General features: G+C 66.6%; 17 protein-coding genes. 16 read left to right on the top strand and 1 reads right to left on the bottom strand.

From position 1 onward, the window contains the following. The first annotated feature begins 13 nt into the window (after positions 1-13). From BMZ97_RS21540 to BMZ97_RS21505, 8 genes are all read left to right on the top strand, one after another. A complete protein-coding gene (locus BMZ97_RS21540) occupies positions 14-682 on the top strand; it encodes an RraA family protein (RefSeq protein WP_092174445.1) in 669 nt (222 codons plus the stop codon). A 71-nt stretch (positions 683-753) separates the two neighbouring features. Then, entirely contained in the window at positions 754-1,800 is a 1,047-nt protein-coding gene (locus tag BMZ97_RS21535; protein WP_092174442.1) for an ABC transporter substrate-binding protein, read from the top strand. Between the two features lie 39 nt (positions 1,801-1,839). Continuing rightward, the gene (locus BMZ97_RS21530) at positions 1,840-2,937 is read left to right on the top strand and encodes an ABC transporter ATP-binding protein (RefSeq protein WP_092174440.1); all 1,098 of its coding nucleotides are present in this window, start codon (positions 1,840-1,842) and stop codon (positions 2,935-2,937) included. Positions 2,938-2,951: 14 nt separating this feature from the next. Then, positions 2,952-3,818, top strand: coding sequence for an ABC transporter permease (locus BMZ97_RS21525; RefSeq protein WP_244546544.1), 867 nt, complete (start codon positions 2,952-2,954; stop codon positions 3,816-3,818). A gap of 12 nt (positions 3,819-3,830) precedes the next feature. Next, positions 3,831-4,625: an ABC transporter permease gene (locus BMZ97_RS21520; RefSeq protein WP_092174437.1), complete on the top strand. Its 795-nt coding sequence runs from the start codon at positions 3,831-3,833 to the stop codon at positions 4,623-4,625. Between the two features lie 159 nt (positions 4,626-4,784). Then, positions 4,785-6,833, top strand: a complete 2,049-nt coding sequence (locus BMZ97_RS21515) for a hydantoinase/oxoprolinase family protein (protein ID WP_092174434.1) — start codon at positions 4,785-4,787, stop codon at positions 6,831-6,833. Positions 6,834-6,844: 11 nt separating this feature from the next. Continuing rightward, positions 6,845-8,545, top strand: coding sequence for a hydantoinase B/oxoprolinase family protein (locus BMZ97_RS21510; protein ID WP_092174432.1), 1,701 nt, complete (start codon positions 6,845-6,847; stop codon positions 8,543-8,545). Continuing rightward, the gene (locus BMZ97_RS21505; protein ID WP_092174429.1) at positions 8,542-9,573 is read left to right on the top strand and encodes an Ldh family oxidoreductase; all 1,032 of its coding nucleotides are present in this window, start codon (positions 8,542-8,544) and stop codon (positions 9,571-9,573) included. The genes BMZ97_RS21510 and BMZ97_RS21505 overlap by 4 nt, the downstream gene beginning before the upstream one ends. Before the next feature lie 143 nt (positions 9,574-9,716). Here BMZ97_RS21505 and BMZ97_RS21500 read toward each other — a convergent pair whose 3' ends face one another. After that, the gene (locus BMZ97_RS21500; protein WP_092174740.1) at positions 9,717-10,397 is read right to left on the bottom strand and encodes a GntR family transcriptional regulator; all 681 of its coding nucleotides are present in this window, start codon (positions 10,395-10,397) and stop codon (positions 9,717-9,719) included. A 263-nt stretch (positions 10,398-10,660) separates the two neighbouring features. Here BMZ97_RS21500 and BMZ97_RS21495 point away from each other — a divergent pair, with 263 nt between their 5' ends. The 8 genes from BMZ97_RS21495 to BMZ97_RS21460 all read left to right on the top strand — a co-directional run bounded on the left by BMZ97_RS21495 (position 10,661) and on the right by BMZ97_RS21460 (position 18,653). Continuing rightward, positions 10,661-12,193 carry an ABC transporter substrate-binding protein gene (locus tag BMZ97_RS21495; protein WP_092174427.1) on the top strand — a complete coding sequence of 511 codons (1,533 nt, stop codon included), beginning with the start codon at positions 10,661-10,663 and terminating at the stop codon, positions 12,191-12,193. Further along, positions 12,190-13,146 carry an ABC transporter permease gene (locus BMZ97_RS21490; RefSeq protein WP_092174424.1) on the top strand — a complete coding sequence of 319 codons (957 nt, stop codon included), beginning with the start codon at positions 12,190-12,192 and terminating at the stop codon, positions 13,144-13,146. Before BMZ97_RS21495 ends, BMZ97_RS21490 begins: the two co-directional genes overlap by 4 nt. Continuing rightward, entirely contained in the window at positions 13,143-13,946 is an 804-nt protein-coding gene (locus tag BMZ97_RS21485) for an ABC transporter permease (RefSeq protein ID WP_092174421.1), read from the top strand. Before BMZ97_RS21490 ends, BMZ97_RS21485 begins: the two co-directional genes overlap by 4 nt. A 48-nt stretch (positions 13,947-13,994) precedes the next feature. Next, positions 13,995-14,819, top strand: coding sequence for a creatininase family protein (locus BMZ97_RS21480; protein WP_069689461.1), 825 nt, complete (start codon positions 13,995-13,997; stop codon positions 14,817-14,819). A gap of 70 nt (positions 14,820-14,889) precedes the next feature. Then, positions 14,890-15,948: an extracellular solute-binding protein gene (locus BMZ97_RS21475; RefSeq protein ID WP_092174417.1), complete on the top strand. Its 1,059-nt coding sequence runs from the start codon at positions 14,890-14,892 to the stop codon at positions 15,946-15,948. A gap of 13 nt (positions 15,949-15,961) precedes the next feature. Continuing rightward, positions 15,962-17,029 carry an ABC transporter ATP-binding protein gene (locus BMZ97_RS21470; RefSeq protein ID WP_092174414.1) on the top strand — a complete coding sequence of 356 codons (1,068 nt, stop codon included), beginning with the start codon at positions 15,962-15,964 and terminating at the stop codon, positions 17,027-17,029. Next, the gene (locus BMZ97_RS21465) at positions 17,026-17,868 is read left to right on the top strand and encodes an ABC transporter permease (RefSeq protein ID WP_092174412.1); all 843 of its coding nucleotides are present in this window, start codon (positions 17,026-17,028) and stop codon (positions 17,866-17,868) included. The genes BMZ97_RS21470 and BMZ97_RS21465 overlap by 4 nt, the downstream gene beginning before the upstream one ends. After that, a complete protein-coding gene (locus BMZ97_RS21460; RefSeq protein WP_092174409.1) occupies positions 17,865-18,653 on the top strand; it encodes an ABC transporter permease in 789 nt (262 codons plus the stop codon). The genes BMZ97_RS21465 and BMZ97_RS21460 overlap by 4 nt, the downstream gene beginning before the upstream one ends. Positions 18,654-18,656: the final 3 nt, after the last annotated feature.

Raw genomic sequence — 18,656 nt, 5'->3', positions numbered from 1 at the left:
CGGAAAGCCCATCATGTTCATCGTCAATCCCATGCCGGCGCAGATCTCCGCCGACCTCGTCGCCCTGCTCGAGCAATGCGAAGTCGCGACCATCGGCCATGTGCTGCATTCCGGCTTCGTCGATCGTGAAATTCGCGCGGTCCTGCCGACCAAGCGGGTCGCCGGCACTGCCGTCACCATCCGCATCCCGCATGCGGACTCGACTGCCCTGCACTACCTGACCAAAATGGTGCGGCCGGGCGATGTCGTCGTCATCGACCGCTGCGGCGATACCAAGCATGCCTGCTGGGGCGGCGTCGTGACCCATTCCATGAAACTCGCAGGCGTGACGGCGGGCGTGATCGATGGCCCGGCGACCGACTTCTCCGAGATCGTCAAGACCGACATGCCGATGTGGTGCCGCGGCCCCTCGCCGATCACCACCAAGATCCTCGGCACCGAGGGAGCGATCAACGTGCCGGTCAGCGTCGGTGGCCAAACGATCGAGCCCGGCGACGCCGTGCTCTGCGATGAAAGCGGCGTCGTCGTGCTCAAGGCCGCGACCGCAGAAGCCTATGCCCGCCGCGCGATCGAGATGCAGCAGCAGGAGCTCGTGCTGCTGGAGCGCCTGCGCAAGGGCGAGAAACTGCCCGACATCTCCGGCGCGACCGCCATTGTTGAAGGCAAGCTCGCCAAAGCCTGAGGGACGAACCGACTGAACAGCCTGACGACGGGCGGATAACCGCCCGCGCATCACAAGAGAGGGGATTTCGCATGCAGATTTCGACCAAATTCGCCATTGCCGCCGCCATCGCGGCAGGGCTTTCGTCCCATTCCGCCATGGCCCAGCAGACCGTGACGCTGATGGCCTATTCCGGCCTGTTCCAGGAGCGCTACACCAAGGCTGTGGTCGAGCCGTTCATGAAGGCCAATCCCGGCATCAAGATCGAATATTTCCCGATGCCGAACTCGGCCCAGATGCTGGGTAATCTGCGCGCCCAGAAGGCGGCGCCGCAGGCCGACGTCGCGATCATGGACGTCTCGGTCTCGAAGGCCGCGACCGACGAGAAGCTGCTGGTCAAGATCGACGAGAAGACCAGCCCCAACGTCGCCGACCTGTTCTCGGCCGCGCGCATCGCCGATGTCGACGGCGTCGCGGTGACCTTCGACAACCTGGTGATGATTTACAATTCCGACATCGTGAAAGAGGCTCCCACGAGCTGGCTGGACCTCGCCGACAAGAAATATGCCGGCAAGGTCGCGATCCCCGGCATGCCCGATATCCAGGGTCTCTCGCTCGTCCTGATCCTGGAGAAGGCGCGCGGCGGCTTCAACCATCTCCGCAGCGTCGACAAGGGCATCGCGGCGATGGGCGAGATCGCTCCCAACGTCCAGACCTGGGAGCCCAAGCCGGAGGTCTATCCGGTCATCATCTCCGGACAGGCGGTTATCGGAGCCGGCTGGAACGCGCGCGCGCAGGTCAATGCCGATAGCTCCAATGGCAAGCTCAAGGCCGTGTTGCCGCAGGAAGGCAGCGTCTTCCAGATCAACACGATCAACCATGTCGCCGGTGGGCCGGGCAAGGAGGCCACCGCCAAGTTCATCGACTATGCGCTGAGCCCCGAGGCGCAGAAAGCCTTCACCGAGAGCATGTTCTACGCTCCGACCAACGCCAAGGCGCTGATTTCGGAGGCGGCGATCGCCCGCACCGCCGTCAAGTCGATGGACAAGGTCATCCCGGTTGACTGGATCGCGCTCGCCAAGGTCCGCGAGCCGATCATGGACCAGTGGCGCCGCAAGGTGATTCCGCTGAGCCGCTGATCGAACCGAAGGGCTTGTACGATAAGGGCTTGCACGATCATGACCGACCGCATCACCGCTCCGGCCGCCGGCCAAGCCGGCGAGGGCTTTCTCTCGCTCAAGGGGCTGACCAAGAGCTATGGCGGCTTTGCGGCGGTCGACAATCTCGATCTCGAGGTTCCCAAGGGCGAGCTCGTCGCCTTCCTCGGCCCCTCCGGCTGCGGCAAGACGACTTCGCTCAGGATGATCGCCGGCCTGGTGCCGGCGACATCGGGCCGCATCGTCGTCGGCGGGCAGGATCTGACAGAGGTCCCGACGCATCGCCGCGACATGGGCCTCGTCTTCCAGAGCTATGCGTTGTTTCCGCATATGAGCGTGGCCAGGAACGTCGCTTTCGGGCTGGAGATGCGCAAGGTCGGCAAAGACGAGATCGCCCAGCGCGTGAAGGAGGCGATCGCGCTCGTGCACCTCTCCGGCAAGGAGGAACACCGGCCGAGCCAGCTTTCGGGCGGCCAGCAGCAGCGTGTGGCGCTGGCGCGCGCACTCGTCGTGCGCCCCTCGATCCTCCTGCTCGACGAGCCGCTCTCCAATCTCGACGCCAAATTGCGCGATGAGATGCGCAATGAAATCCGCGACATCCAGAAGCGGCTCGGCATCACCGCGATCTTCGTGACGCATGATCAGGTCGAGGCCTTGACCATGTGCGACAAGGTCGTGGTCATGAACCAGGGCCGACTCGAACAGGTCGGCACGCCGGTCGATCTCTACGAGACGCCGAAGACCGCCTTCGTCGCCGGCTTCGTCGGCCGCAGCAACCGGCTGAAGGCCACGGCCCGGGACGGCGTGGCCGAATTCGCCGGCGAAAGCTTCGCCGCGCAAGCTGGCCTTTCCGGCCCCGTCGAGATCATGGTCCGCCCGCACCGCGTCGTGCTCTCGGCTGCGGGCGCGGATGCGACAGCCGGCGACCATCGCGTTTCCGGCATCGTCGCGCGCACCATCTTCGCCGGCGATATCCTGCAATACGACGTCGATGTCGCCGGGCAGATCGTCTCGGTCGAGCTGGCGACGCGCGGCGGCGAGACCGTGCTGCAACCGGGCGCCGCCGTGACCCTGTCCTGGCGCCGGCAGGATGTCTTCGTCTACGGAACAGCGGCGTGAGCGCGGCTGCCGCCATCGCGCCCCCCGCGCCAGTCTCGGAAGCGCGCAGGAGCGGCCTTGCACTGGTCGTCCTGCTGATCGCGCCGATCGCGCTGATCAATGCGCTCGGCTTCCTCGTGCCGGTGCTGAATCTGGCGCGGATGTCGTTCTACGAGGTCGAGCCGACCGGCGCGATGCGCGAGGTCTACACGCTCGCGACCTGGCTCACCGTCTTCAAGGACACGTTCTACGCCGAATTGATCCTGAACAGCATCACGGTCAGCCTCGGCATCACGCTGCTGACCCTGGTCTGCTCCTACCCGATCGCACTTTACCTGCACCGCTCCAGCGGTACCTGGCGGACCATCCTGCTGGTGCTGGTGATCTCGCCATTGCTGACCTCGGCGGTGGTGCGCACCTATGGCTGGATCGCGATCCTCTCCGATAGCGGGCTCGTCAACAACGCGCTCTCCGCCATCGGCATCGCGCCGCTGCGCTTGATGTTCAACAAGACCGGCGTCGTCATCGGCCTCACCGAGATCCTGATGCCCTATATGATCCTGGCGCTGCTCGCCGGCTTCGGCCGGCTCGATCCGCGCATCGAGGAAGCCGCCTCCACATTAGGCGCGCCACCTTTCACGATCTTCCGCCGCATCATCCTGCCATTGACGCTGCCGGGCATCGCGCTCGGCTGCCTGCTCTGCTTCGTGCTCGCGGTCTCCTCCTTCATCACGCCGAAGCTGCTTGGCGGCGGCCGCGTCTTCCTGCTCGCCACCGAGATCTACGACCAGGCGATCGTGACGCTGAACTGGCCGCTCGCGGCGACGCTCTCGATCCTGGTGCTCGTCATCTTCGGCGGCGCGCTCGTGCTCTATACCCGCGCGCTGCGCGCGATCATGTGAGGGAGGCTGATCATGGATGAACGTCCCGTCTCGCTTACCCTGAAGCTCATGGCGCTCACGATGTTCGTGTTCCTGCTGGCGCCATTGATCGTCGTCGTGCCGATCTCGTTTTCCGGCGACAGCTACATGATGTTCCCGCCCTCGAGCTGGAGCCTGAAATGGTATCCGGCGATCTTCGCTGATGGGAAGATGACCTCGGCCTTCTGGACGAGCCTGCTGCTCGCCTTCGTGGTGACGACCTTAAGCCTGCTGATCGGCTTGCCGGCGGCCTATGCGCTGGTGCGGCTCAAGCCCCGCGGCTCGGAGGCGATGAGCGCGCTGTTCACCGCGCCGCTGCTGCTGCCGACCATCGTGCTTGGCCTCGCCATCCTGATCGTGTTCTCGCGCTATGGCCTGCTCGCGACCTTCCAGGGGCTGGTCGCCGCTCATCTCGTGGTGACATTGCCCTATGCGATCCGGGTGCTGGCGACCGCGCTTGCGACCCTGCCGATCCCGATCGAGGAGGCGGCAGCGACGCTTGGCGCCTCGCCCTTCACCGTGTTCCGCCGCATCACCCTGCCGATGATGAAGTCGGGGCTGATCGGTACGACGGCGCTCTGCTTCCTGGTCTCGTTCGACGAGGTCGTGCTGTCGCTGTTCATGACCGGCCCACGCATCTCGACGCTGCCGGTGGCGATGTATCACCATGTCGAGCAGCAGGCCGATCCGCTGGTCGCGTCGCTCTCGGTCCTGCTCGTCATCCTCACCTTGCTCGTCGTGCTTGTGGTCGACCGGACATCCGGCCTCGCCAAGACCTTCGTGAAGTGACGCGCATATGAGTTTCAAACACATGGAAGCCGCGCGACCAGGGAGGCCAGATGGTCCCCATTTCCGCTGAGACGGGCCGCTAGAACGGCCGAACCGAATTTCATTTCGCAAGACATGACCTGCTCGCCCTGGCGAGCGGGAGCACCGGAGCTTTGCCTCATGCAGCAAGATATCCGCATCGCCGTCGACATCGGCGGCACCTTCACCGACATCGAAATCCTCGATGCAAGCTCCGGCGCGATCCATCAGATCAAGACGCCGAGCACGCCGGCCGATCCCTCGATCGGCCTGTTGACCGGCATCCGTCAGGCCTCCGAGCGCTTCGGCTTTCCGATGCAGGCGGTGCAATACCTGCTGCACGGCACCACGATCGCGACCAATGCCGTGCTCGAACGCAAGCTGCCACTAGGCGCCATCGTCACCACGGCGGGCTTCGAGGACATCATGCAGATCGGCCGGCATGGTCGCACCGATGTCTATGCGATCACCTTTGCCCAACCCGAACCACTGGTCGCGCGCCGGTTCTGTTTCGGCGTGACCGAACGCGTCAACGCAGCCGGCGAAGTCACCGTGCCGCTCGACGAGGATGGCGTGCGCCGCATCGCGACCGAGCTCGCCAGGGCCGAGGTGAAGTCGGTCGCGGTCTGCCTGCTGCACGGCTACGCTAATCCCACGCATGAACGGCGCATTGGCGCGCTTCTCGGCGAGCTGCTGCCGAATGTGGCGATCACGCTTGCCTGCGACATCTCGCCGGAAATCCGCGAATATGAGCGCATGTCGACGACGGCGCTCAACGCCATGCTGGTGCCGATCGTGCAGGGTTACACCGACCGGCTCGCCGGACGGCTCAGGGATGAGATCCCCGAGGCCCAGGTCTATCTCGTGCAGTCGAATGGCGGCGTTTCGGGCCTTGCCAAGGCCGGGCGCGAGCCGGCGCGATTGCTGCTCTCAGGACCGAGCGGCGGCGCGGCCGCGGCTAGGCGGCTCTCGGTCGAACTCGCCGAGCCCAATCTCGTCGCCGTCGACATGGGGGGCACCTCCTTCGACGTCTCGGTCGTCCATGACGGCCAGATCTCGATGGTCAATGAAGGCGAGGTCGACGGCCTGCCGGTGCGCCTGCCGATGATCGAGATGCGCACCATCGGCGCCGGCGGCGGCTCGATCGCCTGGGTCGATGACGGCTATCGCCTGCGCATCGGCCCGCATTCGGCCGGCGCGGACCCCGGCCCGGCCTGCTACGGCAAAGGTGGCACCCGCCTGACCGTGACCGACGCCAACCTCTTGCTCGGCCGTCTCGACGGGGCGAGCTTCATGGGTGGAGCGATGCCGCTCGACCGCGAGGCCGCGCGCAAGGCGGCGCAAGAGATCGCCGCCAGGCTCGATCTTTCGATCGATCAGGTCGCGGCGGGCGTCATTGATGTCGCCAATTCAGCGCTCGCGACCGCGACGCGGCTCTCGCTCTTCGAGAAGGGCATGGATCCCGAGGATTTCGCGCTGCTCTCTTTTGGGGGCGCCGGCGGAGTGCATGCCTGCGAGGTCGCCGAAGAGCTCGGCATCAGTCGCGTGATCTTCCCGGCTCATGCCTCGACGCTCTCGGCCTGGGGCATCCTCTGGTCCGACATCGCCCATGATCTCAGCGCCACGCAGATCGGGCTCTTTTCCGAGCTCGCGCCGTCGCTCAGTGACAAGGCGAAGCGCCTCATCGTCGAGGCGCAGGCCTTGCTGGCAGAGGACGGCGTCGCCACAGAAGCACAGCGCTTCGAATGGGCCGTCGATCTGCGCTATGCCGGCCAGGCCTTCGATCTGCGCGTGGCTTTGGACGGGGCGGATTTCTCGGCCGCCGGCGTCGCCAAGGCGACCGCGGCCTTCCACGACCTGCATCGCCAGCGCTTCTCCTATGACGAGCCACAGGTCGCGGTCGAGATCGTGGCGCTCAGGCTGAAGGCGGTTGGCGGGTTGGCGAAACCCGTGCCGGCGCGCGGCGGCCTTCATCAAGCGGAGGCCTCGACCCGCAGCCGGCCCGTCCATGGTCGCCATGGCGCGGCCGCGACGCCGGTCTGGGATCGTGACGCGGTCAGCAGCAGCCAGCCCCTCGCCGGCCCCGCCATCGTCGAGGAACCCTATACCTCGGTCTATCTGCCGGCCGGCTGGACGATCCTCACCCATGCATCGGGCGCGCTCGTCGCCGACCGCAGCGCCAGCCATTGAGGTCTGAAACCATGAGCGATCTTCAGCACGGCATCGACCCGATCCGCCTCGAAGTCATCCGCAACGCGCTCGTCGCCGCGTCCGAGGAGATGAGCATCACGATCTGGCGCACCAGCCGTTCGACCGTGGTGCGCGAGATCCTCGATTTCTCCACCGCCGTCTTCGATGCGCAGGGCAACAACATCGCCCAATCCGCACGGATTCCGGTCCATCTCAACTCGATGTCGGACTGTCTGCGCACGATCCTCGACCGCTTCATCCCGCTCGAGCAATGGAACGACGGTGACGTCATCGTCACCAACGATCCCTATTCCGGCGGCCAGCATCTGCCCGATATCCAGACCTTCCGGCCGGTCTTCGTCGATGGCAGGCGCGTCGCCATCGTCGGCACGCTCTGCCACCATGTCGATGTCGGCGGCGGCGCGGCCGGCAGCTATTATGCCGGCGCGACCGAGGTCTTCCATGAAGGCATCCGCATCCCGCCGCTCAGGCTCGTCGACAAGGGCGTGCTGAACAGCGGCGTCTTCGAGATGCTGCTGCACAATGTCCGCCAGCCCGACGAGACCCGAGGCGACCTCAACGCCCAGATCGCGGCGCTCGGCATCGGCGAGCGCGCGGTCGCGCGCATGGCGAAGAAATATGGCTCGGACCCTCTCGCCGCGGCGATGGCCGCGATCCTCGACGGCTCGGAGCGGATGATGCGGGCCGCGCTGAAGGCATTGCCGGATGGCGAGGCCTCCTTCGTCGAGCTGGTCGATGATGACGGCCAGTCTGACGAACCGATCCGGCTCCAGGTCAAGATCACCAAGACCGGCGAGACGATCGGGCTCGACTTCGCAGGCTCCAGCCGTCAGGTCCGCGGCCCCGTCAACAATACGCCGGCGATGACCTGCTCGGCGGTGTATTACGCGCTGCTCGCGGCGCTGGGCGGCGACATTCCGGCCAATTCCGGCTGCTACCGCGCGGTGACGGTGACGCTGCCCGAAGGCAGCGTCGTCAACGCCGCCTTCCCCGCGCCGGTCGCGGGTCGCATGGTCGTCAACCACCGCATCGCAACGGCCGTATTCGGCGCGCTGGCGCAGATCGTGCCCGAGCGCATCCCGGCGGCCTATTACGCGATCTCCTATGTCTACGCGCTGCAGACGACCAACCCGGCCGGCAAGCGCCAGGTCTATTTCGACATCGAGGTCGGCGGCTGGGGCGGCCATGCCGGGGGTGACGGCGCCAGCGCCCTGTCCTGCGGCCTGCACAACAACACCAATGCGCCGATCGAGATGGTCGAGGCGAAATATCCGGTGACCTTCACCAAATACGGGCTGATCCCGGATTCGGGCGGTGCCGGCCAGTTCCGCGGCGGGCTGGGCCTGGTGCGCGAATGGCGGCTCGATGCGGCGGAAGGCTCGCTCTCGACCAATTTCGAGCGCTTCCGGCACGCCCCCTATGGCATCCAGGGCGGCGAGCCCGGCTCACTCAGCCGGACCACGGTGACCCGCGCTGACGGCTCGCAGCTCTCTTTGCGCTCGAAAGTCTCCGGCATTCCGCTGACGTCCGGCGACATCGTCACCATCGAGACCTCCGGCGGCGGCGGCTTCGGCGACCCGCAGAAGCGCGACCCGCAGCGCCTCGCCAAGGATCTCGCCGACGGCATGGTCAGCTCGCAACAGGCGGCCGCGCTCTACGGCGTCGAGACAGAGAAGGGAGCCGCGGCATGAGCGCTCATCAGCCAGCGGACGGCGTTCCGCTCAGCCTCGCGCAGGTCGAAACGCTGACGCGGCGGGCCTTGCTCGCCTGCGGCGTCGACCCGCGCAACGAAGCTGCGATCACCGCCTCCGTGGTCGCAGCCGAGGCCGAGGGCATCCATAGCCACGGCCTCGCCCGGCTGCCGACCTATTGCGAGCATGCCAGGGTCGGCAAGATCGACGGCCGGGCACGGCCGGTGCTCGACAGCCCCAAGCCCGGCCTGGTGCGCGTCGACGCCAAGGGCGGTTTCGCCCATCCGGCGATCGATTTCGGCCTGCCGGCGCTGTGCGAGGCGGCAAAGGCCCAGGGCATCGCTGCGCTGGCGGTGACCAATTCCTATAATTGCGGCGTCGTCGGCTACCATGTCGAGCGCATCGCTCGGGAGGGCCTGCTGGCGCTCGGCTTCGTCAATGCGCCGGCCTCGATCGCGCCGATGGGCGGTACAAGGCCGGTCTTCGGCACCAACCCGATCGCTATCGCCGTGCCCCGCGCCGGCCGCGAGCCGCTCGTGCTCGACCAGTCTTCGAGTGTCGTCGCCAAGAGCGAGATCGTCGTCCATCAGCAGCGCAATGAGCCAATCCCGCTCGGCTGGGCGCTCGACAGGGACGGTAACCCGACGACCGATCCGAAGGCGGCGCTGGCGGGCGGCACCATGGTGCCGGCAGGCGGCTATAAGGGCGCGGGGCTTGCCCTCATCGTCGAGATCTTCGCCGCCTGGCTGACCGGCGCCAATCTCTCGATCGACGCTTCCTCCTTCGCCGATAATCTCGGCGGCTCGCCCCGCACGGGCCAATGCTTCATCGCGATCGATTTCGGGGCGCTGACGGAGGCCGGCGCATCGGACCGGCTGGAGCGCCTCTTCGGCGCGATCACCGGGCAGGAGGGCGCGCGGCTTCCCGGCGAGAGGCGCAATGGCGCACGCCAGCGCACGGCGCGCGATGGCGTCGTAGTCTCACGCAAACTGTTCGAGACGATCGAGGCCTATGCGGGGGCCGCATGAACGCGCTCCAATCGCATCGGTCCTCGATAGCGTTTTCAAGCGAAGTGGACACCGGTTCGCGTGAAGAAAACGTGTTCAAACAAGGGGCTAGAGCAATTGAACGATCCACCTGGATCGGACATTGCTCTAGGCTGCAGCGCATCTCAGTCGCCCTCGCCCGGCCCATAACCCGGCAGCCGCGAGACGACGCCGACGATCGGGCGCAGATGCTGCTCCAGCACCGCGCGCGCCTGTGCCTCGTCGCCCGCCTGCAGGGCCGCGAGCAAAGCGCGATGCTCGATCCGGATGCGATCGACCCGGTTGGGATCGACGCTCATCGCCGTCATCGCGACACGCTGCTGCCGGGAGCCGAGCGATTGATAGAGCTCGGACAACACCTCGTTGCCGAGCGCGCCGACCATGGTGAAATGGAAGCGCCGGTTGAGCTCGACGCGCGGGAAATGATCGCTGTTGGAAATCGCGTCCATCTGATCGAGGATCGTCGCCATCTCGGCGGGAATTGGAATCTTCTGCTGGCAGATCCGGGCGACGGCATAGCCCTCGATCATGCGCCTGGTCTCGTAGAGGTCGACGAGCTCCTGCGCCGTGACCTGCCGAACGAGCGCCCCGCGGCGCGGCAGCAGGTCGATGAAGCGCTCGGCCTCCAGCCGGTGGAAGGCCTCGCGGACGGGCGTACGCGATACCTTCATCGCAGACGAGATCTGCTCCTCCTCGATGAAGGAGCCGCCGGCGAAATGTCCGCGCAGGATCTCTTCCCGGACATAAAGATAGACCCGCTCACGGGCGGGCTTCGCGTCCGATGGCTGCGCCTGGCGCGGCTTCATGTTTCCATCCGTTTGCAGCATGCGACCGCGCTTCATAGCGAGCGAGGTCGTAGACATCAAAACATCCGCCACGTATACATGAAGCATCATGAAATTGCACGACGAGCGGAAAGATCGAATAGAGGCTTGCGCGCAGCCTGGACTGGCGCAGGATGTGCCGGCTCAGGCTGCCGGGCACACCGCACCATGATGGCGCTTTTCTTGCTCAGCGCGGCGACGCCCGAAACCGGCGCCGAATGCGGCCCGAAGCACAGGATCAGCGCATGACGATCTCCCGCCGCACCGTCCTTGGAGCAGGCCTCGCAGCTCCGCTGCTGGCATCGCCCCTGCTCTCCCGGCCTGCGGCGGCACAGCGCGCCAACGGCATTCTCCGCTTCGGCCTCTCGGCCTTTCCGCCCAACCTCCAGCCCTGGGTCTCGACCGGCGCATCGGCCGGCACGGTCAAGATGCTGACGCATCGCAGCCTAGTCACCTATGACAGCAAGGGCGAATTGCGCGGCGAACTGGCGGAGTCCTGGGCGATCGACGGGGACGGCGCCTGGATCTTCAAACTGCGCCAGGGCTGCCTGTTCCATAATGGCGAGCCGGTCACCGCCGAGGACGTGAAGTGGTCGATCGAGCAGATTGCCGGCGAGAAATCGACGGCCTATATGCGCTCCCAGTTCCAGGGCATCGAGCGGGTCGAAATCCCCGACCCGCGCAGCATCCGCATCGTCATCAAGGAACCCCAGGCGACGCTGCCGACCTGGTTTGCCAACTACAACACCTTCATCATCTGGCGGAACTCGACGGCGAATGAGCCGATCGGCGCCGGCCCCTTCCGGCTCGCCGGGCAGGAGCGCGGCAGCTCACTCAGCCTCGTGGCCTTCGACAAGTTCTACAAGCCCGGCTTCCCCAAGCTGAAGGGCATCAAGTTCATCGTCTATGCCGACGAGAATCTGCGCAACGCCGCGCTGCAGTCCGGCGATGTCGACATGATCGAATATGTGCCGTGGCAGTCCATGGCCGCAGTCGAGGCCGATCAACGCCTCAAGCTCGATACTGTCGAAGGGCCGTTCATGGACGTGCTCTTCAACGGTACGAAGCCGCCCTTCAACGATGCGCGCGTGCGCCGCGCCGTCGCCCACGCCATCAAACGCGAGGATATCGTCAAGGTCGCCTTCTTCGGCCGCGGCAAGCCGCTCGAAGGCCTGCCGATCGTCGAGGGCACGCCCTGGTACGACAAGGAGCTGGCACATGGCTGGAACTACGACCCTGCCCGGGCCAAGGCGCTGCTGAGCGAAGCGGGCTATGCCAACGGCTTCCAGACGACGCTGCTCGCAACCGCCCAGTTCGGCATGCACAAGGATACCGCCGAGGTCGTGCAGCAGCATCTTGCAGCGATCGGCATCCAGTGCGAGCTGCAGCTGCCGGACTGGTCGACCCGCGTCTCCAGAGGCTCGCGCGGCCAGTACGACATGGCGATCCACGGCGTCTCCGCCGACAACAACGACCCGGACGGGCTGACCGTGGTGCTCGACACCTCGCTCTCGCCGACCCATGGCCGCTCCTTCAAGGTCGATGCGCCGCGCACTGTCGCCGCACTGGCGAAAGGCCGCGGCGAATTCGACCAGGCCAAGCGCGTCGAGATCTATAAGGTGATGCAGCGCGCGGCGCTGGAGGAAGTGCCGCTTGTCGGTCTTGCCTGGCGTGAACAGGGGTACGGTATGGACAAGGGCGTCAAGGGCTTCACCAACCTGCCCGGCGCGCTGACGACGTCGTCCGGCGGCATGCTTGAAGAGACCTTCTTCGGATGAGCGCTGTCTGGTTCGCACACCGTATCCTGATCGCGCTGGTCCTGGCCTGGATCGTCGCGACGATCGTCTTCATGGCACTGCACATGGTGCCCGGAGATCCCGCCGAGCTCCTGCTCTCGACCGGCGGCACCTCGCCCGACCCTGCGACCGTCGCGGAACTGCGCGAGAAGCTTGGGCTCAACCAGCCCATCCTCGTGCAATATGGCAGCTTTCTCGGCGGCTTGCTCCGGGGCGATCTCGGCACTTCGCTCGTCGACGATTATCCGGTGCTGAGCGAGATCGCGCTCAGGCTGCCACGCACGCTAGAACTGATCTTCGCCGGAACGCTGCTTGCAATCGCGATCGGCGTTCCGGCCGGCGTCTATGCAGCGCTGCATCGCGGCGGCCGGTTCGACCGGATCGCGTCGGGCGTCACCGCGCTGCTGCTGGCGATACCGGTCTTCGTGGTCGGCACGCTGCTCGTGCTGCTGTTCGCGCAGACCCTGCGATTGATGCCGGCCGGCGGCTTCACGCCGCTGACGCAGGACCCCGTCCTGCATCTCAAGCTCCTGACCTTGCCCGCGATCGCCATCGGCAAGGGCCTGGCGGCCGTGCTGTTCAGGATGACGCGGGCCTCGATGCTCGACGCGCTGGCCAATGACTATGTCCGCACCGCGCGCGCCAAGGGCCTCGCGCCCGGCCGCGTGCTCTTCGTCCATGTGCTGCGCAACGCGCTGAACCCGGTCGTCACCGTGCTCGGCCTGCAGATGGGCACGTTGCTGGGGGGCACCGTTCTGGTCGAATACGTCTTCAACTGGCCAGGTCTCTCGACGCCGCTGCTGCGCGCGGTCGAGGCGCGCGACTACCCGATGGTGGTCGGCATCGTCCTGACGATCTCGGTGCTGTTCCTGCTGATCAACCTGATCGTGGAACTGATCCACGCCGTCCTCGATCCCCGGGTCAGCGCACCATGAAGCGTCTCTGGTTCCCCGGCGCCTTCGTCGCGCTGATCATCCTCATCGCCATCGCCGCGCCCGTGCTCGGCCTGCCCGATCCGGTGCGGCAGGACATCGCCCGGCGACTGGCCGCGCCGACCGCGACCTCCTGGCTCGGCCGCGACGAATTCGGCCGCGACGTGCTCTCCCGCTTGATCTGGGGTGCGCGCACCAGCCTGGGCGTCGCCTTCGCCTCGGCGCTGACGGCGGGCCTGATCGGCGTCGTGCTCGGCCTGATCGGCGGCTGGTCGCGTGGCACCGCCGCCTTCCTGTCGGTGCGCAGCATGGACATCATCCTGTGCTTCCCGCCCGTGCTGCTGGCGCTGCTCGTGGTGACCTTGCTCGGACCGGGCGCGGCGACGCTGATCCTCGTCCTCTCCGTGCTGTATCTGCCCGGCTTCGCGCGTGTGACCTATTCCGAAGTGCTCTCGGTGCGCGGGCGCGACTATGTCGAGGCGACGCGCGCGCTCGGCGGGCGCACCTGGTACATCCTGCTGCGCACGGTGCTGCCCAATATCGCCGGACCGATCCTGGTGCAGTTGTCACTGGCGGTCGCCGCCGCGGTGGTGCTCGAGAGCGGCCTGTCCTTCCTGGGTCTCGGCGTCGTGCCGCCGGCTCCGTCATGGGGCCTGATGATCCGGGGCGCGCGCGCCACCATGGAACAGGCGCCGCTGCTCCTGGTCTGGCCCTGCGCCGCGCTGACGCTGACGATCCTCGCGATGAACCTGCTCTGCGACGCGCTGCGCGACGCTGTCGATCCACGCACGTCGGGACGCTGATCCCGCCGCGACCTCTTTACCACCAGCCTCGACACAGGAACCTGACCCATGGCTGCAAAGACCGATCCGCTCGTCCATATGGGCACGATCTCCGGCGGCGAAGCCCGCGAGATCCTGAAGACCAATCCCGTGATCCTGCTGCCGATGGGCAGCCATGAGGATCAGGGCCCGCATGCGCCGATGGGCGATTACCTGCTGGCCGAGAAGATCGCCGAGCTCGCCGCCATCCGCGCCACCAAGGCCGGCACGCGCACGCTCGTCGCCCCGGTCCTGCCCTTCGGCGGCGCCGACTGGTTCGGCTCGATGACCGGCGGCATCGCCATCTCGCAGGCGACGCTGACCACCGTCATCGCCGAAATGGTCGATAGCCTGCATCGCAACGGCCTGACCCGCATCATCGTCATCAACGGCCATGGCGGCAATGTCGGGCCGATCGGCGAGGTCGCGCGCGAGCTCTATCTGCGCGAGCAGATCGTGCTGCCGAGCCTCTATCTCTGGCGCATCGGCTACGGCCTGTTGCCTTCGATCGTCGGCGCCGAGAAGGCAGCTGCCGTCTCCGGCCATGGCGCCGACCCGCTGACCTCGATCGGCCTGCATCTCTTCCCCGAACTGATCCGCAAGGATTTGATCCCGGAGGGCAAGCCGCTGAAGCGCGACCCCATCCTCGACCTGCCCTTCACGGGGCTCGGCACCGCAAGCTTCGAGGGCGCGGAAGTGGCGATGCCCAACGAATATGACGAGGTCTACAATCTCGGCGTCGCCAAGGGCGATCCCAAGCTGTGCTCGGCCGAGACCGGGGCAGCGCTGACCGAGAAGCTGACCGAGATCTGCGCCCGCTTCATCGCGCATTTCGCCAGCAAGATCGAAGCCTGAGCTCCCGTTTTCGATGAGGACCGGCGGCGCATCGGCGCCGCCGGCCAACAATCCTGCAGGAGGTGTCCCCATGCCGACACGGCGTCTCGTCATCCAGGCCGGCCTTGCCAGCATCGCCGCCCCCGCGATCGTCCGAGCGCAGGGCCTCAGCGGCTCGATCACGCTGATGTCCTATAGCGGCATCTTCCAGGACAACTACACCAAGACCGTGATCGAGCCGTTCCAGCAGGCCTTTCCCGGCATCAAGGTGAACTTCGCGCCCGGCGGCACCTCGGCCCAGATGGTCGGCAGCGTGCGCGCCCAGAAGGCCGACCCGCAGATCGACGTCGCGATCATGGACGTGACGACCTCGAGCATCGGCAATAGCGAGGGCCTGTTCGAGAAGCTGACGCCAGCGGAATTCCCGGTGCTGAACGAGCTCCTGCCCGAGGCGCGGGCGGCCGGCGGCGAATACGGCCCGGCCGTCACCTTCGACCACCTCGTGCTGGTCTACGACACCCAGAACCTCAAGCCTCCGCTCACGACGCTTGCCGATCTCTGGCGGCCTGACCTCAAGGGCCAGCTCGCCATTTCGGCCCCGCCCAATATCCAGGGCCTGGCGCTGACCGCGATGGTCGAGAAGATGACCGGCGGCGACTATCGCAAATCGATCGACGGCGCGATCAAGAAGCTGCGCGAACTCGCGCCTTCCGTGAACACTTTCGAGCCCAATCCCGACGGCTACTCGCTGATCCTCAACGGCGTGGTGAAGGTCGCCACCGGCTGGAATGCGCGCTCGCAGCTCTATGCTGACCAGACCGGCGGCAAGATCGGCGCCTTGTTGCCGCCGGAGGGCTCGGTCTTCCAGATCAACACGATCAACTTGACCGCCGGCTCGAAGAACCGCGCGGCCGCGGCTGCCTTCGTCAACTACGCCCTGTCGCAAGCCGCACAGAAGGCCTTCACCGAGCGCATGTTCTACGCGCCGACCAACGCCCAGGCCGCGATCGACCCCAAGGCCATCGCCCGCACCGCCGCCGCGCCGGAAAGCCGCGCCCGCATGATCGGGCTCGATTGGAACGACGTGCTCAAGGTGCGCGACCAGTGGAACAACCGCTGGCGGCGCGAGGTGATCGCGGCGGCACGGTGAGCAGAACCACCCGATGAGCTATCTCGAACTCTCCGGCCTGCAGAAGCGCTATCGCGATTCCGTCGCTGTCGATGACGTCTCGCTCTCCGTCGAGCAAGGCGAGGCCGTCGCGCTGCTCGGCCCCTCCGGCTGCGGCAAGACCACGACCTTGCGCATGCTGGCGGGGCTGGTCGATCCCGATCGCGGCGCGATCCGCCTCGACGGCACCGAGATCACGCGGCTGCCGGCGCATCGGCGCAATATGGGCTATGTCTTCCAGTCCTACGCGCTGTTTCCGCATCTGTCCGTCGCGCGCAATGTCGGCTTCGGGCTGGAGGAGCGCGGCGTCAACAAGGCGGAGATCGCGCGGCAGGTCACGGAAGCACTCGCGCTGGTGCGGCTGGCTGGCCTCGACGGGCGGCGGCCGCGCGAACTCTCGGGCGGACAGCAGCAGCGCGTGGCGCTGGCGCGCGCCTTGGTGATCCGGCCCGCCGTGCTCCTGCTCGACGAATCCCTCTCCAATCTCGATGCCAAGCTGCGCGACACGATGCGCCACGAGATCCGCTCGATTCAGCGTTCGCTCGGGATCACCACCCTGTTCGTCACGCATGACCAGGTCGAGGCGTTGACGATGTGCGACCGGATCGCGGTGATGAATCGCGGGCGGATTGCGCAGATCGGTTCGCCCGAGGATATCTATGAGCGCCCGGCAACCCGCTTCGTCGCCGAATTCGTCGGCCGCGCCAATGCGCTGCCGGCGGCGCGCGACGCGGAAGGCCGCGCCGTGCTCTGGGGCCAGGCTCTGCCGGTCAAGGCCCCGGCAAGCGGCGAGTTCGACCTGTTCGTCCGGCCGCAACGCATGCGGATCGTGCCTGTCTCCGAACCCGTTGCGGATGGCATGGCGCGCGTGACCGGCCGCGTGCTGCGCAGCGTCTTCGTCGGCGACCATGTCGAGGTTCTGCTCGAGGGGGCAGGCGGACAACTCACGATCGAGACGCAGTCGGGCACGGCGGCCTTGCCGGAAGGCGCCGAGGTCGCGGTGATCTGGCAGGCGCGGGACACATTGCCCTTCGCCCGGCCGTCTGCCCGCGAGACGCCATGACCGGCACGGCGCGCCTGAAGCTGCTGGTCCTGCCCGCGGCGCTGTTCGTGCTCGCGGTCTATGCCTGGCCGACGCTTGGCCTGTTTCGGAACGCCTTCAATGAGACCGGCCCGACCGGCGCAATGATCGAGGCCTGGTCGCTGAAAACCGCGCAGGAGGTCTTCAGCGACGGCTTCACCTTCGAATTGACGCTGAATTCGCTCTGGCTCTCGCTCAGTGCGACGCTGATCGCGCTGACGTTGTCCTACCCGGTCGCGCTGTTCCTGTTCCGCACCACTTCGCGCTTTCGCGGGCTGCTCGCCGTGATCGCTATCATGCCGATGCTGATCTCGGGGGTGGTGCGCGTCTTCGGCTGGCTCGCGATCCTGGGCGATCGCGGCCTCGTCAACACGCTGGCCCAGTCGCTCGGCCTGATCTCGACGCCGGTCAAGCTCGTCTTCAACTGGACCGGCGTCACCATCGGCCTGGCCGAGAGCATCATGCCCTATATGATCCTGGCGCTGCTCGCCGGCTTCGGCCAGCTCGACCGGACGCTGGAAGAGGCCTCGCGCAGCCTGGGCGCCTCGCCGGCACGCACCTTCTGGCGCGTGACGCTGCCGCTCAGCCTGCCGGCGCTGGCGCTGGCGGCGGGGCTGGGCTTCGTGCTCTCGATGTCGGCCTATATCACGCCAAAGTTGCTCGGCGGCGGGCGCGTCTTCGTGCTGGCGACGGAGATCTTCGAGCAGGCGACGACCAACACCAATTGGCCGGTGGCCTCGGTGCTGGCGATCTACACGCTCGTGCTTTTGCTCCTGCTGCTCGTCGCCTCCAACATCGCCGCGCGAGGATTGCAGCGATGAACGGCGCCGGACGCGTTCTCTCCAGCCTTGCGGCAATCGTCTATGTGCTGATCCTGGCGCCGATCGCGATCGTGGTGGCGCTTGCCTTCTCCGCCGATAATTTCATCGTTTTCCCGCCGTCGGGCTATTCGCTGCGCTGGTTCAACCAGCTCGAGCATAATGAGCCGCTGCTGAACGCGCTGTGGCTCAGCGTGCAGATCGCCTGCGTGGTCACGCTGCTGTCGCTGGCGCTCGGCGTGCCCGCGGCGCTGGCGCTGAACAAGGGGCAGTTCCGCTGGCGCGGCGCATTGACCAATTTCTTCCTCGCGCCGCTGCTGTTGCCGACCCTGATCACGGGCCTCGCGCTGCTCTTGTTCTTCACGCCCCTGCGCTTGACCGCGACGCTGCCCGGCCTCGTGCTCGGGCACATGACCGTGACCGTACCCTTCGTGATCCGGATGATGACGACCGCCTTCTCGACCTTGCCCGATGATATCGAGGCTGCTGCCGCGACGCTTGGAGCAAAGCCCTGGCGCGTGGTTTGGCGCGTGACCCTGCCGCTGGCGACGCCGGGGCTGATCGCCTGCGCCTGCCTGTCCTTCCTCTTGTCCTTCGACGAAACGGTGATCTCGCTGTTCCTGTCGGGGCCGCGCGCCGCGACCTTGCCGGTCGAGATGGTGCGCTATGTCGAGGGCCGCACCGACCCGCTGGTCGCGGCCCTGTCCGTCTTGCTGATCGTCGCGACGCTGATCGTCGTCGTCATCGTGGAACGTCTCGTCGGCGTCGCGCGCGCCGTTGGAAAATAGGAG

Source organism: Allobosea sp. OK403, from assembly GCF_900113835.1.
GTDB lineage: Bacteria > Pseudomonadota > Alphaproteobacteria > Rhizobiales > Beijerinckiaceae > Allobosea.
Note: the sequence above shows the minus strand (reverse complement) of the source record. Positions and strands in the feature narration are given on the sequence as shown.